This is a genomic window from Roseibium sp. (assembly GCF_050301095.1).
GTDB lineage: Bacteria > Pseudomonadota > Alphaproteobacteria > Rhizobiales > Stappiaceae > Roseibium.
The window spans coordinates 13587-31447 of the sequence record NZ_JBNKYW010000125.1 but is presented as its reverse complement, the minus strand read 5'-3'; the positions used below and the strand labels follow the sequence as shown (position 1 = coordinate 31447).

At 61.3% G+C, this 17861-nt stretch carries 19 protein-coding genes; 12 read left to right on the top strand and 7 right to left on the bottom strand.

The features are described 5' to 3' along the window. The first annotated feature begins 178 nt into the window (after positions 1 to 178). The gene (gene thpR, locus ACQY7U_RS11525; protein WP_428644582.1) at positions 179 to 715 is read left to right on the top strand and encodes an RNA 2',3'-cyclic phosphodiesterase; all 537 of its coding nucleotides are present in this window, start codon (positions 179 to 181) and stop codon (positions 713 to 715) included. 516 nt (positions 716 to 1231) lie between these two features. Continuing rightward, positions 1232 to 3196: a methyl-accepting chemotaxis protein gene (locus ACQY7U_RS11520; RefSeq protein WP_428644580.1), complete on the top strand. Its 1965-nt coding sequence runs from the start codon at positions 1232 to 1234 to the stop codon at positions 3194 to 3196. Here ACQY7U_RS11520 and ACQY7U_RS11515 read toward each other — a convergent pair. Beyond that, positions 3193 to 4374 (bottom strand): glycosyltransferase family 4 protein, encoded by a 1182-nt coding sequence (locus ACQY7U_RS11515; protein WP_428644579.1) that lies wholly within the window; start codon positions 4372 to 4374, stop codon positions 3193 to 3195. The genes ACQY7U_RS11520 and ACQY7U_RS11515 overlap by 4 nt on opposite strands. Before the next feature lie 94 nt (positions 4375 to 4468). On the opposite strand from ACQY7U_RS11515, the gene ACQY7U_RS11510 reads away from it, so the two are divergent. After that, complete coding sequence (locus tag ACQY7U_RS11510) at positions 4469 to 5242, top strand: alpha/beta hydrolase (protein ID WP_428644578.1); 774 nt, start codon at positions 4469 to 4471, stop codon at positions 5240 to 5242. Positions 5243 to 5247: 5 nt separating this feature from the next. Here ACQY7U_RS11510 and ACQY7U_RS11505 read toward each other — a convergent pair whose 3' ends face one another. Then, a complete protein-coding gene (locus ACQY7U_RS11505) occupies positions 5248 to 5889 on the bottom strand; it encodes a DNA-3-methyladenine glycosylase family protein (protein WP_428644576.1) in 642 nt (213 codons plus the stop codon). A 123-nt stretch (positions 5890 to 6012) separates the two neighbouring features. On the opposite strand from ACQY7U_RS11505, the gene gluQRS reads away from it, so the two are divergent. After that, the gene (gene gluQRS, locus ACQY7U_RS11500) at positions 6013 to 6897 is read left to right on the top strand and encodes a tRNA glutamyl-Q(34) synthetase GluQRS (RefSeq protein ID WP_428644574.1); all 885 of its coding nucleotides are present in this window, start codon (positions 6013 to 6015) and stop codon (positions 6895 to 6897) included. A 33-nt stretch (positions 6898 to 6930) separates the two neighbouring features. Here gluQRS and ACQY7U_RS11495 read toward each other — a convergent pair whose 3' ends face one another. Then, on the bottom strand, positions 6931 to 7905 hold the full coding sequence (locus ACQY7U_RS11495; RefSeq protein WP_428644572.1) for an AEC family transporter: 975 nt from the start codon (positions 7903 to 7905) through the stop codon (positions 6931 to 6933). Positions 7906 to 8099: 194 nt separating this feature from the next. Between ACQY7U_RS11495 and ACQY7U_RS11490 the strand changes: the two genes are divergently transcribed. Continuing rightward, complete coding sequence (locus tag ACQY7U_RS11490) at positions 8100 to 9269, top strand: response regulator (protein ID WP_428644571.1); 1170 nt, start codon at positions 8100 to 8102, stop codon at positions 9267 to 9269. Between the two features lie 31 nt (positions 9270 to 9300). Here the strand turns inward: ACQY7U_RS11490 and ACQY7U_RS11485 are convergent, their stop codons facing one another. Next, a complete protein-coding gene (locus tag ACQY7U_RS11485) occupies positions 9301 to 9969 on the bottom strand; it encodes a 2-hydroxychromene-2-carboxylate isomerase (protein WP_428644569.1) in 669 nt (222 codons plus the stop codon). Between the two features lie 80 nt (positions 9970 to 10049). Here ACQY7U_RS11485 and ACQY7U_RS11480 point away from each other — a divergent pair, with 80 nt between their 5' ends. Then, entirely contained in the window at positions 10050 to 10907 is an 858-nt protein-coding gene (locus tag ACQY7U_RS11480; protein WP_428644568.1) for a phosphatase PAP2 family protein, read from the top strand. Between the two features lie 14 nt (positions 10908 to 10921). On the opposite strand, the gene ACQY7U_RS11475 is transcribed toward ACQY7U_RS11480, so the two are convergent. Continuing rightward, positions 10922 to 11179 carry a hypothetical protein gene (locus ACQY7U_RS11475; protein ID WP_428644566.1) on the bottom strand — a complete coding sequence of 86 codons (258 nt, stop codon included), beginning with the start codon at positions 11177 to 11179 and terminating at the stop codon, positions 10922 to 10924. A gap of 90 nt (positions 11180 to 11269) precedes the next feature. Next, positions 11270 to 11722: a low molecular weight protein-tyrosine-phosphatase gene (locus ACQY7U_RS11470; protein WP_428644564.1), complete on the bottom strand. Its 453-nt coding sequence runs from the start codon at positions 11720 to 11722 to the stop codon at positions 11270 to 11272. Between the two features lie 195 nt (positions 11723 to 11917). Here ACQY7U_RS11470 and ACQY7U_RS11465 point away from each other — a divergent pair, with 195 nt between their 5' ends. Continuing rightward, complete coding sequence (locus tag ACQY7U_RS11465; RefSeq protein WP_428644562.1) at positions 11918 to 12214, top strand: 4a-hydroxytetrahydrobiopterin dehydratase; 297 nt, start codon at positions 11918 to 11920, stop codon at positions 12212 to 12214. A 25-nt stretch (positions 12215 to 12239) separates the two neighbouring features. Here ACQY7U_RS11465 and ACQY7U_RS11460 read toward each other — a convergent pair whose 3' ends face one another. Then, positions 12240 to 12467 carry a sulfurtransferase TusA family protein gene (locus ACQY7U_RS11460; RefSeq protein WP_428644560.1) on the bottom strand — a complete coding sequence of 76 codons (228 nt, stop codon included), beginning with the start codon at positions 12465 to 12467 and terminating at the stop codon, positions 12240 to 12242. A gap of 187 nt (positions 12468 to 12654) precedes the next feature. Between ACQY7U_RS11460 and ACQY7U_RS11455 the strand changes: the two genes are divergently transcribed. From ACQY7U_RS11455 to ACQY7U_RS11435, 5 genes are all read left to right on the top strand, one after another. Further along, positions 12655 to 13458: a substrate-binding periplasmic protein gene (locus tag ACQY7U_RS11455; RefSeq protein WP_428644558.1), complete on the top strand. Its 804-nt coding sequence runs from the start codon at positions 12655 to 12657 to the stop codon at positions 13456 to 13458. Between the two features lie 90 nt (positions 13459 to 13548). Beyond that, entirely contained in the window at positions 13549 to 14100 is a 552-nt protein-coding gene (locus ACQY7U_RS11450) for a DUF924 family protein (protein WP_428644556.1), read from the top strand. 452 nt (positions 14101 to 14552) lie between these two features. After that, positions 14553 to 14891 (top strand): P-II family nitrogen regulator, encoded by a 339-nt coding sequence (locus ACQY7U_RS11445; protein WP_428644554.1) that lies wholly within the window; start codon positions 14553 to 14555, stop codon positions 14889 to 14891. A 20-nt stretch (positions 14892 to 14911) separates the two neighbouring features. Then, positions 14912 to 16273, top strand: coding sequence for an ammonium transporter (locus ACQY7U_RS11440; RefSeq protein ID WP_428644552.1), 1362 nt, complete (start codon positions 14912 to 14914; stop codon positions 16271 to 16273). A 311-nt stretch (positions 16274 to 16584) separates the two neighbouring features. Further along, positions 16585 to 17805, top strand: a complete 1221-nt coding sequence (locus tag ACQY7U_RS11435; RefSeq protein ID WP_428644551.1) for an ammonium transporter — start codon at positions 16585 to 16587, stop codon at positions 17803 to 17805. Positions 17806 to 17861 lie beyond the last annotated feature (56 nt).

The window sequence follows — 17861 nt, the reverse complement described above, 5'->3', positions numbered from 1 at the left end:
GGGCGGATGTCCGGAGAATCAAATGTGCTGAACCGCCGGATCGAGACCTGCATCGATCCGGCGTTTTCCTCTCTCCACATGCTTTTTCGATTCAAGGCCAACGACTTATAATTTTGACTTGCGAAATCCATGAAGTTGATTCCTCATGGACTTATCAGCATCAGCGGAGGGAAAACCCATGCCGCGTCTTTTTACAGGCCTTGAGATTCCGTCCGAGACGGCGCTCATGCTATCCATGCTCCGGGGAGGCCTTCGGGGCGCCCGCTGGATCGATCCCGAAAACTACCACATCACCCTGCGCTTCATCGGCGACATCGACGACCGTACGGCCTATGAAGTGGCCGAGGCGCTCGACAGGATCCGCCGGGAGCCGGTCGAGATCCGGCTGAACGGCCTCGGATCCTTCGGCAACGGCAAGCCGCATGCGGTGTGGGCCCGGGTGGAGCCGACGGCACAGCTGGCCGAACTGCAGGCCGAGCAGGAACGGATCATCCAGCGTCTTCACCTGCCGGCGGAACGGCGGAAATACATTCCCCACGTCACGCTGGCCCGGTGCCGGACCTCCACCAACCAGGATGTGGCCAAGTGGCTGAGCGAGCGCGGCAACTTCCAGGCCCAGCCCTTCATTGCCGGCCGCTTCGTCTTGTTCTCGGCCCGCGCCAGCGTTGGCGGAGGGCCCTATCTGGTCGAGGAAGCTTATCCGCTGGCGGCCTGAAAATCCGCTTTGTCTGCCGGACGGTGACCTGATGGGCCAAGCCGAAATGTAGGGCCTGTGGCAGGTTCATGAGCAAGTTCTTTAACCTATATGTCCTGGCTTTCCCGTCAGTTCTCGGGAATTGAATCGGCCGAGTCTTAGGTGTGATGTAGTTGGCTGTTTCGAACTTCGGAGTTTGACTTCGACTGAATTCGGGGCTGACTTCGTTGTGGTCTACCCTGAACGGATTTTTCTAGTATTCTCGTTTAATTATATTTCAATCATCTGATTGATGTTTTTCAAAAATCCAGTGGCGCGAAAATTCCGGCAAGTTACATTATTTATCTTTGCGAGATCTTTTAAAGAATTTCGCCCTCTGGTTGTGATTGAATTCTTTCTCTGAAACGCAAAAGTAGTTAGAAATGCTTATGGAAATTGTGATTTTCGTAAAGAAATAAGTAGTTCTTTTGAGGTCTTCTGTCCTGACTGTGCAACTCGCATTGCGAGTCGTCCGAACCAAAAGAAGCCGGGACCAAAATGAAATTTTTAGCAGATTTGCCTATCGCTGCCCGTGTGGGTGGTTTGTCCGCGATCGCGATCGTATCCATTGGCGTCCTCCTGGGGGCCTCGCTTTACAGCCAGAATGTCGTTTCGACGGAAATCGACAATCTCGCGGATTACTCCGAAATCGACTTCAAGGTTTCCGAAGTCCGGACACACGCACAGAACATGCGGCGAAGCCAGAAGGATTTTCTGCTGACGAAGGATCCGGCTTTCGTCGAGGAGTATCATTCCGAATTCCAGCTGGCGACGACCAGCCTGGATGGTGTTGAGGCCAAACCCCAGGCTGAATCGATCAAGGGCAATGTCCAAGCGCTGCGGGGCATACTGGAACAGCACAAATCCAGGTTTGAGGTCCTGAGTGCCGACCAGACAGAGATGGGGCTGGACGAGAAAAGCGGGCTGCAGGGCGCTCTTCGAGCGGCCGTCCACGACGTTGAAGACAGGCTGAAGAAAGCGAACCTGGATTCCCTCACCGTCAAGATGCTGATGATGCGCCGGCACGAGAAGGACTTCATGTTGCGCGGCGATGCCAAATACATCGGCCGGATCGACGAGCGGCGGAAGGAATTTGCCGAGCTCTTGAAGGCGAGCGGCCTGGGAGCCGCGGATCAGGCGGAAATCAAGGCCCTGCTGGATACCTATCAGACGGCGTTCGGAAACTATGCCGGAAAGGCTCAGGATATTCAGAACGAGCTGCAGCAACTTGAGGAAACTTACGCGAAGATCGCGCCCGACTGGTCAGCCATGTCCCAGGCGGCGCATGCCGGAAAACTGGCTGCCGAAGCGGCGCTGGCCTCCGCCCAGTCCTTCGCCCGCACAGTCTTTCTCATTGTTTCCGCGCTTGCCCTCGCGCTTGCCGTCAGCCTCGGCTGGCTGATCGGCCGCAGCATCACCCAGCCGGTCAAGAGCCTGACGGAAACCATGCGCACGCTTGCCGACGGCACGATCGACATCGAGGTCGGCTTCACCGACCGCAAGAGCGAGATCGGCAGCATGGCGCGCGCGGTGGAAGTCTTCCGCACAAATGCCATCCGCACGCGGGAACTGGAGGCCGAACAGCGCGAGCAGGAAATCAGGGCGGAAGAGGAGAAGCGGCGGACCATGAACGAACTGGCCGACGGCTTCGAAAGCTCCGTCGGTGCAATCGTCCAGGCCGTCAGCGCGTCGTCGACGCAGCTGGAAGGCAGCGCGAACACCATGAGCGCGACGGCGGAAAAGACCCAGCATCAGTCGGCGACCGTCGCCGCCGCGGCCGAACAGGCCTCCGCAAACGTGCAGACCGTTGCCTCGGCCGCCGAGGAACTGTCCTCCACCGTCTCGGAGATCTCAAGACAGGTCGCGCAATCTTCGGATGTCGCGGAAACCGCTTCCCGGGAAGCCAAGCGGACCAACGAGCAGGTTCAGGGACTTGCGGAAGCCGCCTCCCGGATCGGTGAGGTCGTCAGCCTCATTTCCGACATTGCCGAGCAGACCAACCTGCTGGCCCTCAACGCCACTATCGAGGCGGCGCGGGCGGGGGAAGCCGGCCGTGGATTTGCGGTGGTCGCAGCGGAAGTGAAAGAGCTGGCCAGCCAGACGACCAAGGCGACGGAGGAAATCTCCCAGCAGATCTCCAGCGTTCAGGGAGCGACCCAGGACGCGGTCTCGGCCATCGACAGCATCACGAAGACGATCTTCGAGATCAACGAGATTGCCGGCGGGATCGCCGCGGCCGTCGAGGAACAGGGCGCTGCCACAGCGGAGATTGCCCGCAACGTTCAGGAAGCCTCCACCGGCACCCAGGATGTGACCCACAACATCAGTGGCGTCAGCCAGGCGGCGACCGAAAGCGGCCGGGCTGCGGAAGAGCTGCAGTCCGCCTCGGGTATCCTTGCCGGAAACGCACGCGATCTGAAGACGGAAGTCGACAGCTTCCTCGCCCGCGTTCGCAGCGCCTAGGCGCCCCCGCGCAGCACCCTGGAGTAGACCTCCAGGGTCCGGTCGCACATGGTTTCGACAGAAAAGTTCTGACGGACATGGGTCAGCGCCCGGTCCGTCATTTCTTTTTTGGCGTCCGGTTCCTGACCGAGGGCGGCCCGGATCGCCTGCGCAAGGGCGCGCGCGTCGCCAGCCGGAACGCGCCAGCCGGTCCGTTCGCTTTCGGAAACATCCGGCGGGGCAAGCACGGTTTCGGGGACCGCGCCGAGATCGGACACGATGACAGGAACGGAGGCGGCCTGTGCTTCGACCGCCGCCCTGCCGAAAGCTTCCGGTTCGGTCGAGGCGACGACGGCGAGGTCCGCCAGGGCAAGGGCCGCCGGAACGTCAGCGCAATGGCCGACGAGGCGGACATTGTCGTGCAGCCCATGGGCGGCAATCAGCTTCTTCAGATCCGCGACATAGCTGTCGCGCCCCTGGGCATCGCCCGCCAGAATGGCAATCGGGTCACTGAATCCCGCTTCCTTCAACAGGGCCATGGCCTCGACGACGACCCTTTGTCCTTTCCAGGCCGTGAGACGGGCCATGTTGAGGACGATAGGCCGGCGGCTCGGAACGCCCCAGCTGTCCTTCAGGGCCTGCTGGCGCAGAGCACTGACGTTTTCCGGGGCCAGGCCTTTGAGGTCGGAGCCGCGCTGAATGACGGTGATGCGGTCGCTGGCAAAGCTGTGCCGGGATGATACGAGACCGGCGATGAAATGCGAATTGGCAATGACCGCGTCGCCCCGGGCCATCACGGAATTATAGTAGGACTTCAGTGCGTTGGTCTGGTTGTATGTGCCGTGATAGGTCGTCACGAAAGGGATGTTCGTGCGGCGCGCCGCCCACAGCGACGACCAGGCGGGGGCGCGGCTTCTGGCGTGAATGACGCTGACGTTGCGATCCTCGATCAGCGCGGCAAGGCGCGCCGCATTCCGCCACAGCGTCAGCGGGTTCTTGGATTTCACGGGCAGAACGATATGCTCGGCGCCATAGGATTTCAGGTCGGACACCATCTGGCCGCCCTGACTGACCACAAGCGCGGTGCCTCCGGCTTTCACGACCGCCTGTGCCACATCCAGGGTTGTGCGCTCCGCGCCGCCGGAGTTCAGGTCCGGGATTACCTGCAAAATGGTGGTCGCTGGGGGCAATGAAACCACGTCGGGCCTCCGGAGGGTCTTTTCAAGGCGGGATGCGTGTGCCAAAGGGGCAGGACCCGAGATCAATAAACACTATCAGTATGAGAGCCTTAATATGGGTGCGCGCGATCCGCAATTCATCACGGTTGGAAAAATAGGCGGGGAACGCCGGATCGCGGTGCTGAAGGAAGACGGAGCGGCGCCGGGCCTGCTGTGGCTTTCGGGTTTCAAATCGGACATGGCCGGCACGAAAGCCGAGGCGCTTGCAGGCTTCGGCGCGGAGCAGGGGCGGGAGGTCGTCCGGTTCGACTATTCCGGCCATGGCCGGTCCGGCGGCGACTTCGAGGCGGCTTGCGTTTCCGACTGGCTGGAAGAGGCGCAGGCGGTCTTCGACAAATTCTGCACCGGGAGCACGGTTCTTGTGGGATCGTCCATGGGCGGCTGGATCGCGCTTCTGCTGGCGCTGAGCCGCAAGGAGACCAGCCGCGTCAAGGGGCTGGTCCTGATTGCGCCGGCGGTGGATTTCACCGAGGAGCTGATGTGGAAACAGCGCTTCAGCGAAGAGATCCGCCAGACCATCCTGGCCGAGGGCCGGTGGGCACAGCCCTCCGACTACAGTGACGATCCCTACGTCATCACGCGCAAGCTTATCGAGGACGGGCGCAAGCATCTCCTGTTCGGCGGCCCACTGCATGTCGGGGCTCCGGTCACGATCCTGCAAGGGGCGCGGGATCCGGACGTACCGGCCAGCCATGCGCAGCGGCTGGTCGAGGCTCTGCCTCAGGATGATGTCACCTTTTCGCTGGTGCCGGACGGCGATCACCGTTTGTCACGGCCGCAGGACATCGAATTGCTGTTGCGGGCGGTTGCGGAAGTGTCGGAGAGCTGAGCCGGTCAGAGCGGCATCGCCTCTCTTCCCTGCTTCTGTACCCGGTACCAGGCCCAGAACAGCCGCGCGGCGACGGACCGGTGCGGCGCCCACCTGAGGGCAATCGCGTCGAGTTCCCCCGGCGAGGGCCGGTCTTCCAATTCGAAAACATCCCGGACAGCGACCTGAAGCGCGAGGTCGCCACTCGGGAACACGTCCGGGTGGCCGGCGCAGAACAGCAGAAAAATATCCGCCGTCCAGCGGCCGATGCCCTTGATGCTGCACAAGCTTGCATGGGCCTCCTCCGGTGGAGCTTCCGCCAGGTGTGCCAGGTCGAGCCCGTTCCTGCAGGCCTCCGACATCGCGCGCAGGGTCCTGACCTTGGGGCGAGAGAGACCGGCACCGGCCAGCTGCTCGTCGGAGAAATCTTCCAGACGGTTTGCCGACAGGGGCGACACAAGCTCCGTCAGGCGCCCGAAGATCGCCGAGGCGCTGGCAACCGACACCTGTTGTCCGGTGACGATCTGCGCAAGGCCTTCGAAGTCGGCCGCCCGGCGGCGCAAAGGCACCGGCCCGGCGGTTTCGGCAACCGCTTCCAGACGGGGATCCAGCCGGACCAGCGCCGCCATCCCGGCAAGTATGTCGTCCTCTGTGGCAATCGGTTTCATGGCAGTTTCGGCCGGGTTCCGGTCATGAGCAGGCAAACTGTGCGCTTGCGTCGATTCTCGGGAATGATAGGTAGGACATGAATTCAAGTCCGTCCTTCCGTCAACCCGGTTCCGACTGTCCCGATGTCCGCTCCCGTTTTCCGTTTCGCACCGTCTCCCAACGGGCACCTTCACCTGGGACACGCGCTGTCCGCGCTGTTGAACGCGCGCGCCGCCGTTGCGCTCAAGGGACGGCTGCTGGTGCGTGTCGAGGACATCGACCAGACCCGCTGTACGCCGGAACTGGAACGCGACATGTTCGAGGACCTTGCCTGGCTTGGCCTTGAGTGGGAAGAGCCGGTGCTGCGGCAGTCCGGGGCCTTCCCGCATTATCGGGCGGCGTTGGAAAAACTGCAGGACCTCGGGCTGGTTTATCCTGCCTATCTGACCCGCGCCGAGATCAAGGCTTTCGTCGCAGCCCGGGAAAACGCGGGTGAGGACTGGCCGCGCGATCCGGACGGCGCGCCGCTCTATCCCGGAGACGAAGCCGTGTTGACGGAAGAGGAGCGCATGGCCCGAGCGGCAAGCGATGCTCCCTTCGCGCTCCGTCTGGACATGAAAAAGGCCCTGGAGCGGATCGGAACGCCCCTTTTCTGGGACGAGACCGGTGCGGAAGGGGCAGCCCTGTTCGAGCCGGTCCGGCAAATGCCGGTCGAGGCCGCCGCCTGGGGCGACGTGATCCTGGCGCGCAAGGACACTCCGACCAGCTATCATCTGTCCGTGGTGGTCGACGATGCCCGGCAGGGCGTGAGTGACGTTCTGCGGGGACGGGACCTTTATCATGCCACCAGTGTGCACAGGGTCCTTCAGGAATTGCTCGGCCTGCCCGCACCACGCTACCGGCACCATCGGCTGATCCTGGACCAGGACGGCCGCAAGCTTTCCAAGTCCGACAAGGACACCAGCCTCAGATCCCTGCGCGAAGCCGGTATGACCCATTTCGAGCTGCGGCGCAGAATAGGTCTGTGAGGCTGTTCGCTCCCGGGTCTGTTGCAGGCCGCGTCAGCGAAGAGTTATTGCGAACCAATGATCGAGGAACCAGACCCAAAGGCTTGTCGTGACGATGGCGCTGAGCGTGGTCATGGTGATCGCATTGGCGGACATGGCGTGTCCGGTCCCGTACCTGTTGGCAAAGATGTAGGCGTTGACCCCGGTCGGGCAGGCGGCGGTGAGCGTTGCCACTGCGGTCCACAGCGGCGGCAGGTGAAACAGGAAAGCCCCGGCCATAAAAACGATGGCCGGCATGAGGGCAATCTTCACCAGGCTGAGCAACAGGCCCGGCAGGACATTGCCTTGCATGCCGTATTGCACCAGGCTCATGCCAAGTGACAGAAGTGAAAGCGGCAGTGCTGTTGCCCCGATGCTGGTGAGAACGTCCATTGGAACCGCGGGGAACCGCAGACCCGTCTGCCGCCAAGCAAAGGCGAGGATGATCGTGACGATCAGGGGATTGGCCGCCAGGCTCCTGGCGACGCCGTAAAGGAGCCGTCCCAGCGGCGGGCGGGCCTCGCCGCTGTCGACTGCGGCCGCCTGTTCCATCGCAACCGACATGACGACTGTCATTGTTGCAAGATGAATCGAGATGATCAGCAGCAGCGGGACAAGTCCGCTCTCCCCATAGACCGCCGAGACCAGGGGCAGGCCGACAAGTATCGTATTGGCGAAGGCTGCCGAGATGCCTCCGATGGCGCCTGCGCGCGCTTCCCGGCCGAAACCCTTGCGTATGATCAGGGCGCCGACAGCCCAGGCAAACCCGACGCCCAGAAAATAGCTGGCCCACAGCTCCAGCGGAACACCACCGGAGAAGTCCGCATTGATCAGGCTTTTGAAAATCAGCACCGGGATTGCAATCACGTACACGAACTGGCCAAGGGCATCACTGACCGCCGGTTTCAGAATGCGAAACTTCGCAAGGACGTAGCCGATGCCAATCAGAAGAAAAACCGGGGCGACGATCTGAAAGGTTTGTGAAAGCATTTATGATGTTGGCCGTATCGGCTTTCCGGAAGGTTTGGCAGGATGCAAGGTAGCTGTCTAAGAGCTCGGCTTGCACGGAGATCGGATGGACATGCGCCGGAAGGAACGTTAATCACGGCTATGGTCAAGGTGGCTTCTTAGCACCCGTCTGGCAAGCCCCGTTGACGTCACATCTAGTAGAGGAAGCTGGACGGATGGCAGAACGGGACGATGACGGCGTAAAGATCGCCTTGCTGGCCCACGATCTCAGGACGCCGCTCTCGGCAATGCGCCTGACCGCCGAACTGATCGGCAACGGTCCGCTCGACGCTGCGCAAAAAGAACAGCTTTCCATTCTCGTCCGTTCCATTGACGCACTCGTGCAGATGACCGGCGAGCTCGTGAGCGCTGCCGGACCGGGAGCCGGTCCCGGCGGAGAGGCCTGCCGGATTACGGACTGCATCGCCGATGTTGCCGGACTTTTCGAGATCGCCGCCACCGCCAAGGGGCTTTCCCTGGATCTTGCCGTCGAGAACGCGGTGGACCGGTTTGTGACCCGTCATGGCGGTACCCTGCGCCGGGTTGCGGCGACGCTCCTCGACAATGCGGTGAAATACACGCCGTCCGGTGGCATCAAGGTCCGTGTGTCGCCGGGGCGGCCGCCGGAGCAGGCGGAGGTGACCGGACAGGACTGGGTTGCGCTGACGGTGGAAGACAGTGGTCCTGGGATCGACCCCGAAGAACGGGCGCGTCTGTTCCGTCCGTTCGTCCGGGGGCGCCAGGGCCGCGAGACGGGGCCCGGAACCGGTCTGGGGCTTTGGGGAACGTCTCAGCTGGTGCAGGAGATGGGCGGCGAGCTTCACCTGACGGAGGGCGAAGCCGGTGGCAGCCGTTTCGAAGTCCTGATCCCGGTGACACCGGACGGCAGCGTGCCCGCGCGCACTGCCGCTTCCGCGCCCGCTCAGGCAACCGGGGGACCTGCCGGACCGCTGCCGAAACATGTGCTCATTGTCGACGATAACGAGACCAACTGCCGTCTGCTCGAAGCGCTGCTGGAATCGTTCGGTATTTCGTCCGAGGTCGCCAGGTCGGGTGAGCAGGCCGTCGGAATTGTCCAAAAGCAGCGTTTCGACGCCGTCTTGCTGGATCTTCACATGCCCGGCATGAGCGGACTGGAGACCGCGCAGGAACTCAGGGCCCTGAAGCCGGAGACGGAGTTGCCGCTGATCGCGGTGACCGCGGCCCTGGATTCTGTTGCCGACGAGCAATTGCGCGACGCGGGCTTTCAGGACTTTCTTGCCAAGCCGTTGTCACCGGCAGCTCTGTTCGAAGTGATGAAGAAAGCCGGACAAGCGCTCGCCGCGAACAGTCGGCAGGCCGGATAGCAGCCGCGACCGACAGGCCGAGCGCCTGCGCTCAGGACGCGCGCAAAGTGGCTTCGAGGGCCATTTCAAGGCGGTCGTCACCCCAGTAGAGCTCGCCGTCCGGAAGAATGAAGCTGGGGGCGCCGAAAATACCGAGATCCTCGGCCTCGGTAACGGCCGCGCGCAGCCCGGACTTGGCCCCATGTTCATAAGCCTCGGCAAGAACCTGCTTCGCGGGTGCGCCTGCCTCCAGCAGCAGGTCCGCCATCAGCGCCTCTTCGGAAATGTCGAGCCCCTGACCGAATTCGGCCAGAAACACGGCCCGGGTAAAGGCGCCGATCCACGGTTGGTCCCGACCGGTAAAGGCAATGCGGGCGGCAAGCAGGCTGTGCTGCGGGAAGGGGACGGGTGTCGTGAAGGGCAGGCCATAGCGTTCGCATTGGCGCTCCACGTCACGCCACATGTAAAGCCCCTTGGCGGGGTGGAGGTTGAAAGGCGAAGTCTCCCAGCCCTGTTTCTTGAAAATCGGCCCGAGAAGAAACGGCCGCCAGACGATCCGGACCCCCAGGTCTTGGGCACGCGTCTCGATGCGCATCGCCGTGAGATAACTGTAGGTAGAGGCGAATTCATACCAGAACTGGAGGACCGGTTTGCCGTCTTCGGGCGGATGCGAACCGTCCCTGGCGCCGGTGGCATGAACTCGCTCGGATTTCTCCTGCATGATGGTTAACTCCAGGAAAGGGAGGCCGGCCGCCACCAGAAGGGATTGGATCGCGTTTCGGGATGCGCTAAAGAGCAGCCATGACGCAAGCCGATCCATCCAACAATATGCCGAACACTCCCCTGCGCAAGGCCGTTGGCTACTGCATCGGGCATCCGATGATTTCAGTTGGCGCGTTTGTCGGCATCGTTTCTCTGTTTTTCCTGGCATTTCCCGGAGTCGACATCTGGGCGAGTGGACTTTTCTACTCGGACCCGGCCGGCTTCACCGCTGAAAACGTCGACTTCCTCCGCAAAGTGAGGCACCTCGGTCCGTTTCTGGTGCGGGTCATCGCGGTCATCTGCGTCGCGGTGCTTGTGATCAAGTTTTTCGTGCCCAGTCTTCCGCCGCTGATGCCGCTGCGCAAGCCTGTGTTTCTGCTGTCCACGCTGATCCTCGGGCCGGGCGTTCTGGTGAACCTGATCCTGAAGAACAACTGGGGCCGTCCGCGACCGCGGATGGTGGAAGAGTTCGGTGGTGACCTGCCTTATCAACCGGTCTGGAAAGTCACCGATTACTGCTACAGCAATTGCTCGTTCGTCTCAGGTGAAGCTTCGGCCAGCATGTGGCTGGTGGCCGTCGCCTTTCTGGTGCCTGCAAGCTGGCGCAAGCCGGCGTTGGCTTTCCTCCTGCCCCTGTGCGCCATCCTGTCGGTCAACCGCGTTGCCTTTGGCGGCCATTTTCTTTCCGACACGCTGATTTCCTGGGGGCTGACGCTGCTCGTCATCCTTGCGGTTCACTGGCTGCTATACGCCAAGAAACCGCCCTTGATCAGCGATGCCGGGCTCGACGAATGGTTCACGGTGAAGGGGCGCCGGCTGCAAAGGAGCCTGCAACGGCGTGGCATCCGGACGCGGCGTGTTCTCAGGCGCGTGCTCAGGAAATTTTCCGAAAGCTGATCGACCTTCGCCTGTCACTTTCGCGGCCGGGTCCGCTTCAGGATCCGGGCGAACCGGAGCGGGGACCTGTCCTCTATCCAGGTGATCATATTGTTGAGATGCGGCGTCCTGCGCCTGCGGGAGCGCAGCATGCGCGCCGCGCCGCGGCTGGTGCCGATGATGACGATCAGCCCGAGGGCCAGCAGAGGTACGCCGGTCGGGATGGGAAGCCAGACCGTGGCGAGGCCGAGCGCGATCAGGACTGCTGCCAGGGACCACCACAGAAATTTCATTTTGGGGCCGGGATTCGCGGATTGAAGACGCAATCCTTACCGCACCGAGTGAGACGGTATTATGAAGCACGCCGGCCGGATGTACCCGGTCTACCGGGAAAGTGTTTCCAGCAGCTCGCGGCAGCCGGTGTGCACCAGCCGGTAGACCGTTTCAAAGCCGTCGGGGCCGCCATAATAGGGGTCGGGAACATCCCGCTGCGGATTTGTCAGCAGCAGACGAAGCTCGGCGACGCCGCCGCCTGCCCTGGCCTGCAATGTCGACAGGTTGCTGCCGTCCATGGCCACGATCGTGTCGAAGCGGGTGAAATCCCCGGGGTGAACCTTGCGCGCCCGCTGCATGGAAATGTCGACCCCGTGCCGTGCCGCTGTTTCGACCGAGCGCGGATCGGGAGGATTGCCGACATGCCAGGCGCCGGTTCCGGCGGAATCGATGAAGAACCTGTCCGCCTGCGCCGTTTCCTGCACAAGCGCGCGGAACACGCCTTCGGCCAGGGGCGAACGGCAGATGTTGCCGAGGCAGACGAACAGGACGGATTGCGGCATGTGGGCTCCGGCGGGTGAAGGGTGAAATCGTTGGTGTTACCCTGCGAGTTTCCTGCAGGAGATGCAAATGGTGTTTGGTCCTGGGGGCCTGTGTCCTCGTTTCCGGAAAGCCGGCAATCGCCATCAACGCGCGAAGGGGATAGGATGGGAAAGGCCGGGGCGGGTCTGGAAGCGGATAATTACTGGGAGGACCAGATGGTTGAACGACTGAAACCGGAAGACCGGGCGGCCGGGCTGAAGACACTGACGGACTGGCATCTGTGCGAGGGCCGCGAGGCCATCTCGAAGTCCTTCCGTTTCAAGAACTTCCGGGAAGCCTTCGGTTTCATGACTGAGGTCGCGCTTGTCGCGGAAAAAATGAACCATCATCCGGAATGGTCCAATGTCTACAGGAGCGTGGACATTACCCTGGCGACCCATGACGTCGGCGGTTTGAGCCAATTGGATCTGGAGCTTGCAGCCCAAATCGACAAGATCGCGGGCAGGCACTGAACGGGCCAGACATCGATCCCCCGGATCAGGCTCCCTTGGCGAGCCGGAACGTGTGGCCCGTTTCGGTGCGCTCTGATGCCAGCAATGTGTGGCCGTTTTCCCGGCAGAAGTGCGGTATGTCGATTTCAGCCATCGGATCCGTGGTGAGGACGGTCAGATGGTCGCCTTCCGAAAGCCGGGTCATTGCCTTGCGGGTCTTGAGAACCGGCAACGGGCATTTCAGCCCTTTCAGGTCGAGTGTCGTTTCGCTCACCAAAAGCCTTCCCTGTGTTGGTCATGGGCCGGGCACAGAATATTGCCCGGCGAGGGTGCCTGGCATTCATACAAGATTAGCAGTTCAAATCTAGCTTTTGTGCAAATCCGAGGCTTGGCGAGGCAGAACCCGTTCTGCCGGCGCGAACGAGAGAACTGGACGAGGGATGAAGGCGGGACTTTGGCGCGTGGCTTGGGCTGTGGTGGCGATGGTGGTGTATTTCAGCCCGCAGGCCAAGGCCGATCCGGCCCGTATCCAGATTGTCACCCAGAGCTTTGCACCGCTGCAGTGGGACAACAACGGCAAGCCGGACGGATATGTCTCCGCCTTCATGCTGGCGGTGGCGGAGCGGGTCAACCGGACCATGCCGGTCAAGATCAGCGCCTATGAGTTCCTGCCCTGGAAGCGGGCCATGCTTTTTGCGGAAACGCAGCCGAATGTCCTGTTCTTTTCAATCTCCCGGACGCCGGAGAGGGAAGAGAAGTTTATTTGGGTCGGGGAAGTCTCCCCCTACGGGCAAAACCTTTACCAACTCTCCTCCGCGCCGAGGATTTCAGTCGACCGGATCGACGAGTTGCTGGACCTGAAGGTCAGGATCGGTGTCCAGAACGGCGGCAACCTGCACAGCTATCTGAGGAAACGTGGATTTGAAGATGCGGGCAAGCTCGTGCCGATCACCGACTATCATCAGGGCATCGAAATGCTTTTTCTCAACCGGGTCGACCTTTTGCCGCTGACCGGATTTCTGGCCAAGGCCAGCGCCTGCAAGCAGGGCTATGACGGCAATCTTCTTCGGCCGGTGATCCTGGTGAAGGACCTTGCAAGGCCGCTCTGGGCGGTTTTCAGCAAGGGAACCGATCCGGCGCTGGTTGCCGCCTTCAGGCAGGAAATGGCCAACCTGAAGGCCTCGGGTTATCTGGAAGCGCAGATCCGCGAACACCAGCTGAACTGGCAGACGCTTGCCTGTGGTGCCTTGACGGCTGGCAAATGAGCCGGGAGCCATTACATTCAGGTCCTCTCGCGGGCTGTCAAGCTGCAGGAAATGGAAAAACAATCATTTGCCGGAACGGAATACGACCTCATGACCGATCAGCCGATCACCCCTTCTGACGTACTTGATTTCTGGTGGCAGGCCGGGTCGGCGAAATGGTTCGCCGGCGGCGATAAATTCGACGAGCATTGCCGCGACCGGTTTCTTCCTTCAATCCACGACGCCATCTCGGGCCGGCTGGATCACTGGGCAGAATCGGCCGCCGGATCGCTCGCCCTGCTCCTTCTTCTGGATCAGATGACCCGGAATGTATTCCGCGGCACGCCCGAGGCCTTTTCCGGCGACCGGAAGGCGTTGACGATTGCAGAACAGGCTATTGCGAACGGGTTCGACCGGGCTTATCCGATCGTGGAAAGGTACTTCTACTATCTCCCCTTCATGCACGCGGAAGACATCGCACCGCAGGAAAAATGCGTCGACCTGTGCCGGACGCGCGGGGACAAGGAAGCTTATCATTACGCTCTGATCCATCTGGATGTGATCCGCCGGTTCGGGCGTTTTCCGCATCGCAACAAGGTGCTGGGACGCGAGACGACGGCGGAAGAGCAGGCCTATCTGGACGATGGCGGCTTTTCCGCCTGAACGGATCCGGTTGCCGCAATGCCTCGTTGACTGTTGAACAGGCCCGGGATCGTAAAGGTCCCGGGCCTGATTTCGTCTGTCCGTTGCTTCGATTTTGGGCGGCGGGTCGTAAATAACACAATTTTGCATATATTTTAATCACAACGAAATGAGCTGTGTAAATTTTAGGCAGATCCTCTGCCTGAAAAGCAATCGGAGTGATTCAATTTCATGCGCCGATTGATGCTCATTTGACCAGTAAACCGCAGAATTCCGCGAAAAATTCTCCAGAAAATCAAAGTTGGCACGGTCTTTGAAAAGAAAGGGCCGATGCCGGCTCGGGGTCACGCTGCGTGACCAAGGCAAAGACCTGGGATGTCCCTTCCAGAGGGGAAACCAACAGGCGCAGTTCCGGGGCGGCCGGCCGAGCTTCTTCAGCGGGAAGGGGCGTCAAAAGGGGAATGGAACGAGCAATGAAAATAGTGATGGCCATCATCAAGCCGTTCAAGCTCGACGAAGTGCGCGATGCCTTGACCGGCATCGGCATCCAGGGGCTGACGGTGACCGAAGTGAAAGGCTATGGCCGCCAGAAGGGCCACACCGAAATCTACCGCGGCACCGAATACGCGGTCAGCTTCCTGCCGAAGCTGAAAATCGAAGTCGCCGTTGATGCAGCCTCCGTCGACAAGGTTGTCGAGGTGATTTCGAGCGCAGCAAAAACCGGCCAGATCGGCGACGGCAAGATTTTCGTCCACTCGATCGACCAGGTCGTCCGCATCCGTACCGGCGAGACCAACGCCGAAGCTCTGTGATTTAGGTAAGGAAACGTATCATGAGAAAACTTGTCGCTAAGGGCGCGACGTCGCTGGCCGTGTTGAGCCTTTCGGCTCTGCCGGTGCTTGCGCAGGACGCTTCGGCTGCTCCCGAGGTTCCGGCCGTCTCTCCGGAAGTCGCATACATCTTCAACACACTGCTGTTCCTGATCGGCGGTTTCCTGGTGATGTGGATGGCCGCGGGCTTCGCCATGCTCGAGGCAGGTCTGGTCCGCTCCAAGAACGTCTCCATGCAGTGCCTGAAGAACATCGCTCTCTATTCCATCGCGGGCCTGATGTTCTGGATCACGGGTTACAACCTGATGTACTCGGGTGTTGATGGCGGCTTCATGGGCTCCTTTGGTCCCTATTCGTTCGATGCCGTCGGCGGCAACGCCCTCGATACCGGCTACTCCACGGCGTCCGACTGGTTCTTCCAGATGGTCTTCTGTGCGACCACCGCATCGATCGTCTCGGGCACGCTTGCAGAGCGCATCAAGCTTTGGCCGTTCCTGATCTTCACCATCGTTCTGACCGGCGTCCTCTATCCGATTACCGGTTCCTGGGAATGGGGCGGTGGCTGGTTGAACGGCGACACCGTCAAGAGCATCGGCGGTGCCGAATTCTCCGACTTCGCCGGTTCCACGCTGGTGCACTCCGTCGGTGGCTGGGCGGCCCTGTCCGGTGCGATCATCCTGGGTGCCCGTAAAGGCAAATACGGCGCGGACGGTTCCGTGCATCCGTTCCCGGGTTCCTCCATGCCGCTGGCAACGCTGGGCACCTTCATCCTGTGGCTCGGCTGGTTCGGCTTCAACGGCGCTTCCCAGCTCGCCATGGGCACCATTGGCGATGCAACCGACATTTCCCGCATCTTCGCCAACACCAACATGGCCGCTGCTGCCGGTGTCGTGGTCGCGATCGGTCTGACCCAGATCCTCTACAAGAAGGTGGACGTGACGATGGCCCTGAACGGTGCGCTTGCCGGTCTTGTCGCCATCACCGCCGAGCCGCTGGCTCCCAGCGTCTGGGTGTCCGTCTTCGTCGGTGGTGTCGGCGGTGCGATCGTCGTCTTCGCTGTCCCGATGCTCGACAAGCTGAAGATCGATGATGTCGTCGGCGCCATCCCTGTTCACCTGCTGGCCGGTATCTGGGGCACGCTCATCGTGCCGCTGTCGAACTCCGACGCTTCCTACGTCAGCCAGCTGATCGGCATCATCTCCATCGGCGCCTTCACCCTGGTTCTGAGCGGGGTTGTCTGGATGGTCCTGAAAGTGACCGTCGGCATCCGGGTCTCCGACGAGGAAGAGGCACTCGGTCTCGACAAGGTCGAAATCGGCGTCGAAGCCTATCCGGAATTCGGAACCGGTTCCCAGCGCATCTGAGGACGCGCTCGGTCAAAAAATCTCCCAGGCGGTCTATTGGCTCAGACCGCAAACTTGGAAAGCCCGGGGGCGACCCCGGGCTCTTTTTTGTTTCGGGCCAGTCGAGATTGAAGACTGCCTAAAAATTCATCTGTTGGCTAAAAAAACATCTCTCTTTCTACGTCTGCACTTTCGCGTGACGAGGTTTTCGCTCAAGAAACCGGCTGAATTCTGCGTTATTTTTCACCAGTTGCCCGTTTGGCATGCAGTTTGAATGCAAAGACACCCAAAACGCATAAGACAACGGCATTTTGCCTAAATGGGGGTCAATAATGAACGCATCCGGGGTTGGCGGAGACGTCTTTTTTGTTCTGGTCGGGGCTATTCTCGTCTTCGCGATGCATGGGGGGTTTGCCTTTCTTGAAGTCGGCACGGTCCGCCACAAGAACCAGGTGAATGCGCTGGTCAAGATCCTGGTCGACTTCGCGCTGTCGACCGTCGCCTATTTCTTTGTCGGCTATGCCGTGGCCTACGGCACGACCTTCCTGGTGAGCGCGGCAACGCTTTCAGGGGGCGGCGGCGGATTTGAACTTCAGGGGCTGACGCTGGTGAAGTTCTTCTTCCTGACCACCTTCGCGGCCGCCATTCCGGCGATCATTTCCGGCGGCATCGCCGAGCGAATGAAATTCTGGCCGCAGTGCCTGGCGACCGTGGTGCTTGTCGGCATCGTTTATCCGCTGTTCGAGGGCATCGTCTGGAACGGCAACTTCGGCATCCAGTCCTGGCTGGAGGCGACGTTCGGCGCGTCGTTCCACGACTTTGCGGGATCGGTTGTCGTCCACGCGGTCGGCGGCTGGATCGCGCTCGGCGCGGTATTGCACCTGGGCGCGCGCATGGGTCGCTATGACCGGAACGGCCGTCCGATCGGCATTCCGCCGTCTTCGCTGCCCTGGCTGGCGATGGGCTCCTGGATGCTGTGCGTCGGCTGGTTCGGCTTCAACGTGATGACCGCGGGGTCCCTTGAAGGAGCGTCGGGGCTGGTCGCCATCAACTCGCTGATGGCGATGGTCGGCGGCATCCTGACGGCGCTGGTCGTGGGCCGTAACGATCCCGGCTTCGTCCACAACGGAGCGCTGGCTGGCCTTGTGGCTGTGTGCGCCGGCTCCGATGTCATGCATCCGGTCGGCAGCCTGATCGTCGGTGGTGTGGCCGGGGCGATCTTCGTCACCGGTTTCGAATACTGTCAGAACAAACTGAAGATCGACGATGTGCTGGGCGTATGGCCGCTGCATGGCGTGTGCGGTGCCTGGGGCGGTATCGCCGCCGGCGTCTTCGGTCTGGAAAGCCTGGGTGGGCTCGGCGGCGTGTCGCTTGCTTCCCAGGTCATCGGCACCCTGGCAGGCGCGCTTTATGCGCTGGCCGCCGGACTTCTGGTCTACGGCGTGCTCAAGGTCACCATGGGCCTCAGGCTGTCGCAGGAAGAGGAGCACCGGGGGGCGGACCTTTCGATCCACAAGATCAGTGCCAATCCGGAGCACGATCTGGGTCGGTGAATGGAGTGGCGGACATTCTTGTGATGGCCGGTATCCAAATCGACGCGGGCATGCGA

Excerpts from the sequence above, each read along its gene's own strand:
- gluQRS (WP_428644574.1), top strand. The coding sequence starts at position 6,013 with ATGTCCGCTCCCGTTTTCCGTTTCGCACCGTCTCCCAACGGGCACCTT.
- ACQY7U_RS11445 (WP_428644554.1), top strand. The coding sequence starts at position 14,553 with ATGAAAATAGTGATGGCCATCATCAAGCCGTTCAAGCTCGACGAAGTG.
- ACQY7U_RS11490 (WP_428644571.1), top strand. The coding sequence starts at position 8,100 with ATGGCAGAACGGGACGATGACGGCGTAAAGATCGCCTTGCTGGCCCAC.
- thpR (WP_428644582.1), top strand. The coding sequence starts at position 179 with ATGCCGCGTCTTTTTACAGGCCTTGAGATTCCGTCCGAGACGGCGCTC.
- ACQY7U_RS11495 (WP_428644572.1), bottom strand. The coding sequence starts at position 7,905 with ATGCTTTCACAAACCTTTCAGATCGTCGCCCCGGTTTTTCTTCTGATT.
- ACQY7U_RS11505 (WP_428644576.1), bottom strand. The coding sequence starts at position 5,889 with ATGAAACCGATTGCCACAGAGGACGACATACTTGCCGGGATGGCGGCG.
- ACQY7U_RS11450 (WP_428644556.1), top strand. The coding sequence starts at position 13,549 with ATGACCGATCAGCCGATCACCCCTTCTGACGTACTTGATTTCTGGTGG.
- ACQY7U_RS11480 (WP_428644568.1), top strand. The coding sequence starts at position 10,050 with ATGACGCAAGCCGATCCATCCAACAATATGCCGAACACTCCCCTGCGC.
- ACQY7U_RS11435 (WP_428644551.1), top strand. The coding sequence starts at position 16,585 with ATGAACGCATCCGGGGTTGGCGGAGACGTCTTTTTTGTTCTGGTCGGG.
- ACQY7U_RS11470 (WP_428644564.1), bottom strand. The coding sequence starts at position 11,722 with ATGCCGCAATCCGTCCTGTTCGTCTGCCTCGGCAACATCTGCCGTTCG.
- ACQY7U_RS11475 (WP_428644566.1), bottom strand. The coding sequence starts at position 11,179 with ATGAAATTTCTGTGGTGGTCCCTGGCAGCAGTCCTGATCGCGCTCGGC.
- ACQY7U_RS11485 (WP_428644569.1), bottom strand. The coding sequence starts at position 9,969 with ATGCAGGAGAAATCCGAGCGAGTTCATGCCACCGGCGCCAGGGACGGT.
- ACQY7U_RS11465 (WP_428644562.1), top strand. The coding sequence starts at position 11,918 with ATGGTTGAACGACTGAAACCGGAAGACCGGGCGGCCGGGCTGAAGACA.
- ACQY7U_RS11510 (WP_428644578.1), top strand. The coding sequence starts at position 4,469 with ATGGGTGCGCGCGATCCGCAATTCATCACGGTTGGAAAAATAGGCGGG.
- ACQY7U_RS11440 (WP_428644552.1), top strand. The coding sequence starts at position 14,912 with ATGAGAAAACTTGTCGCTAAGGGCGCGACGTCGCTGGCCGTGTTGAGC.
- ACQY7U_RS11520 (WP_428644580.1), top strand. The coding sequence starts at position 1,232 with ATGAAATTTTTAGCAGATTTGCCTATCGCTGCCCGTGTGGGTGGTTTG.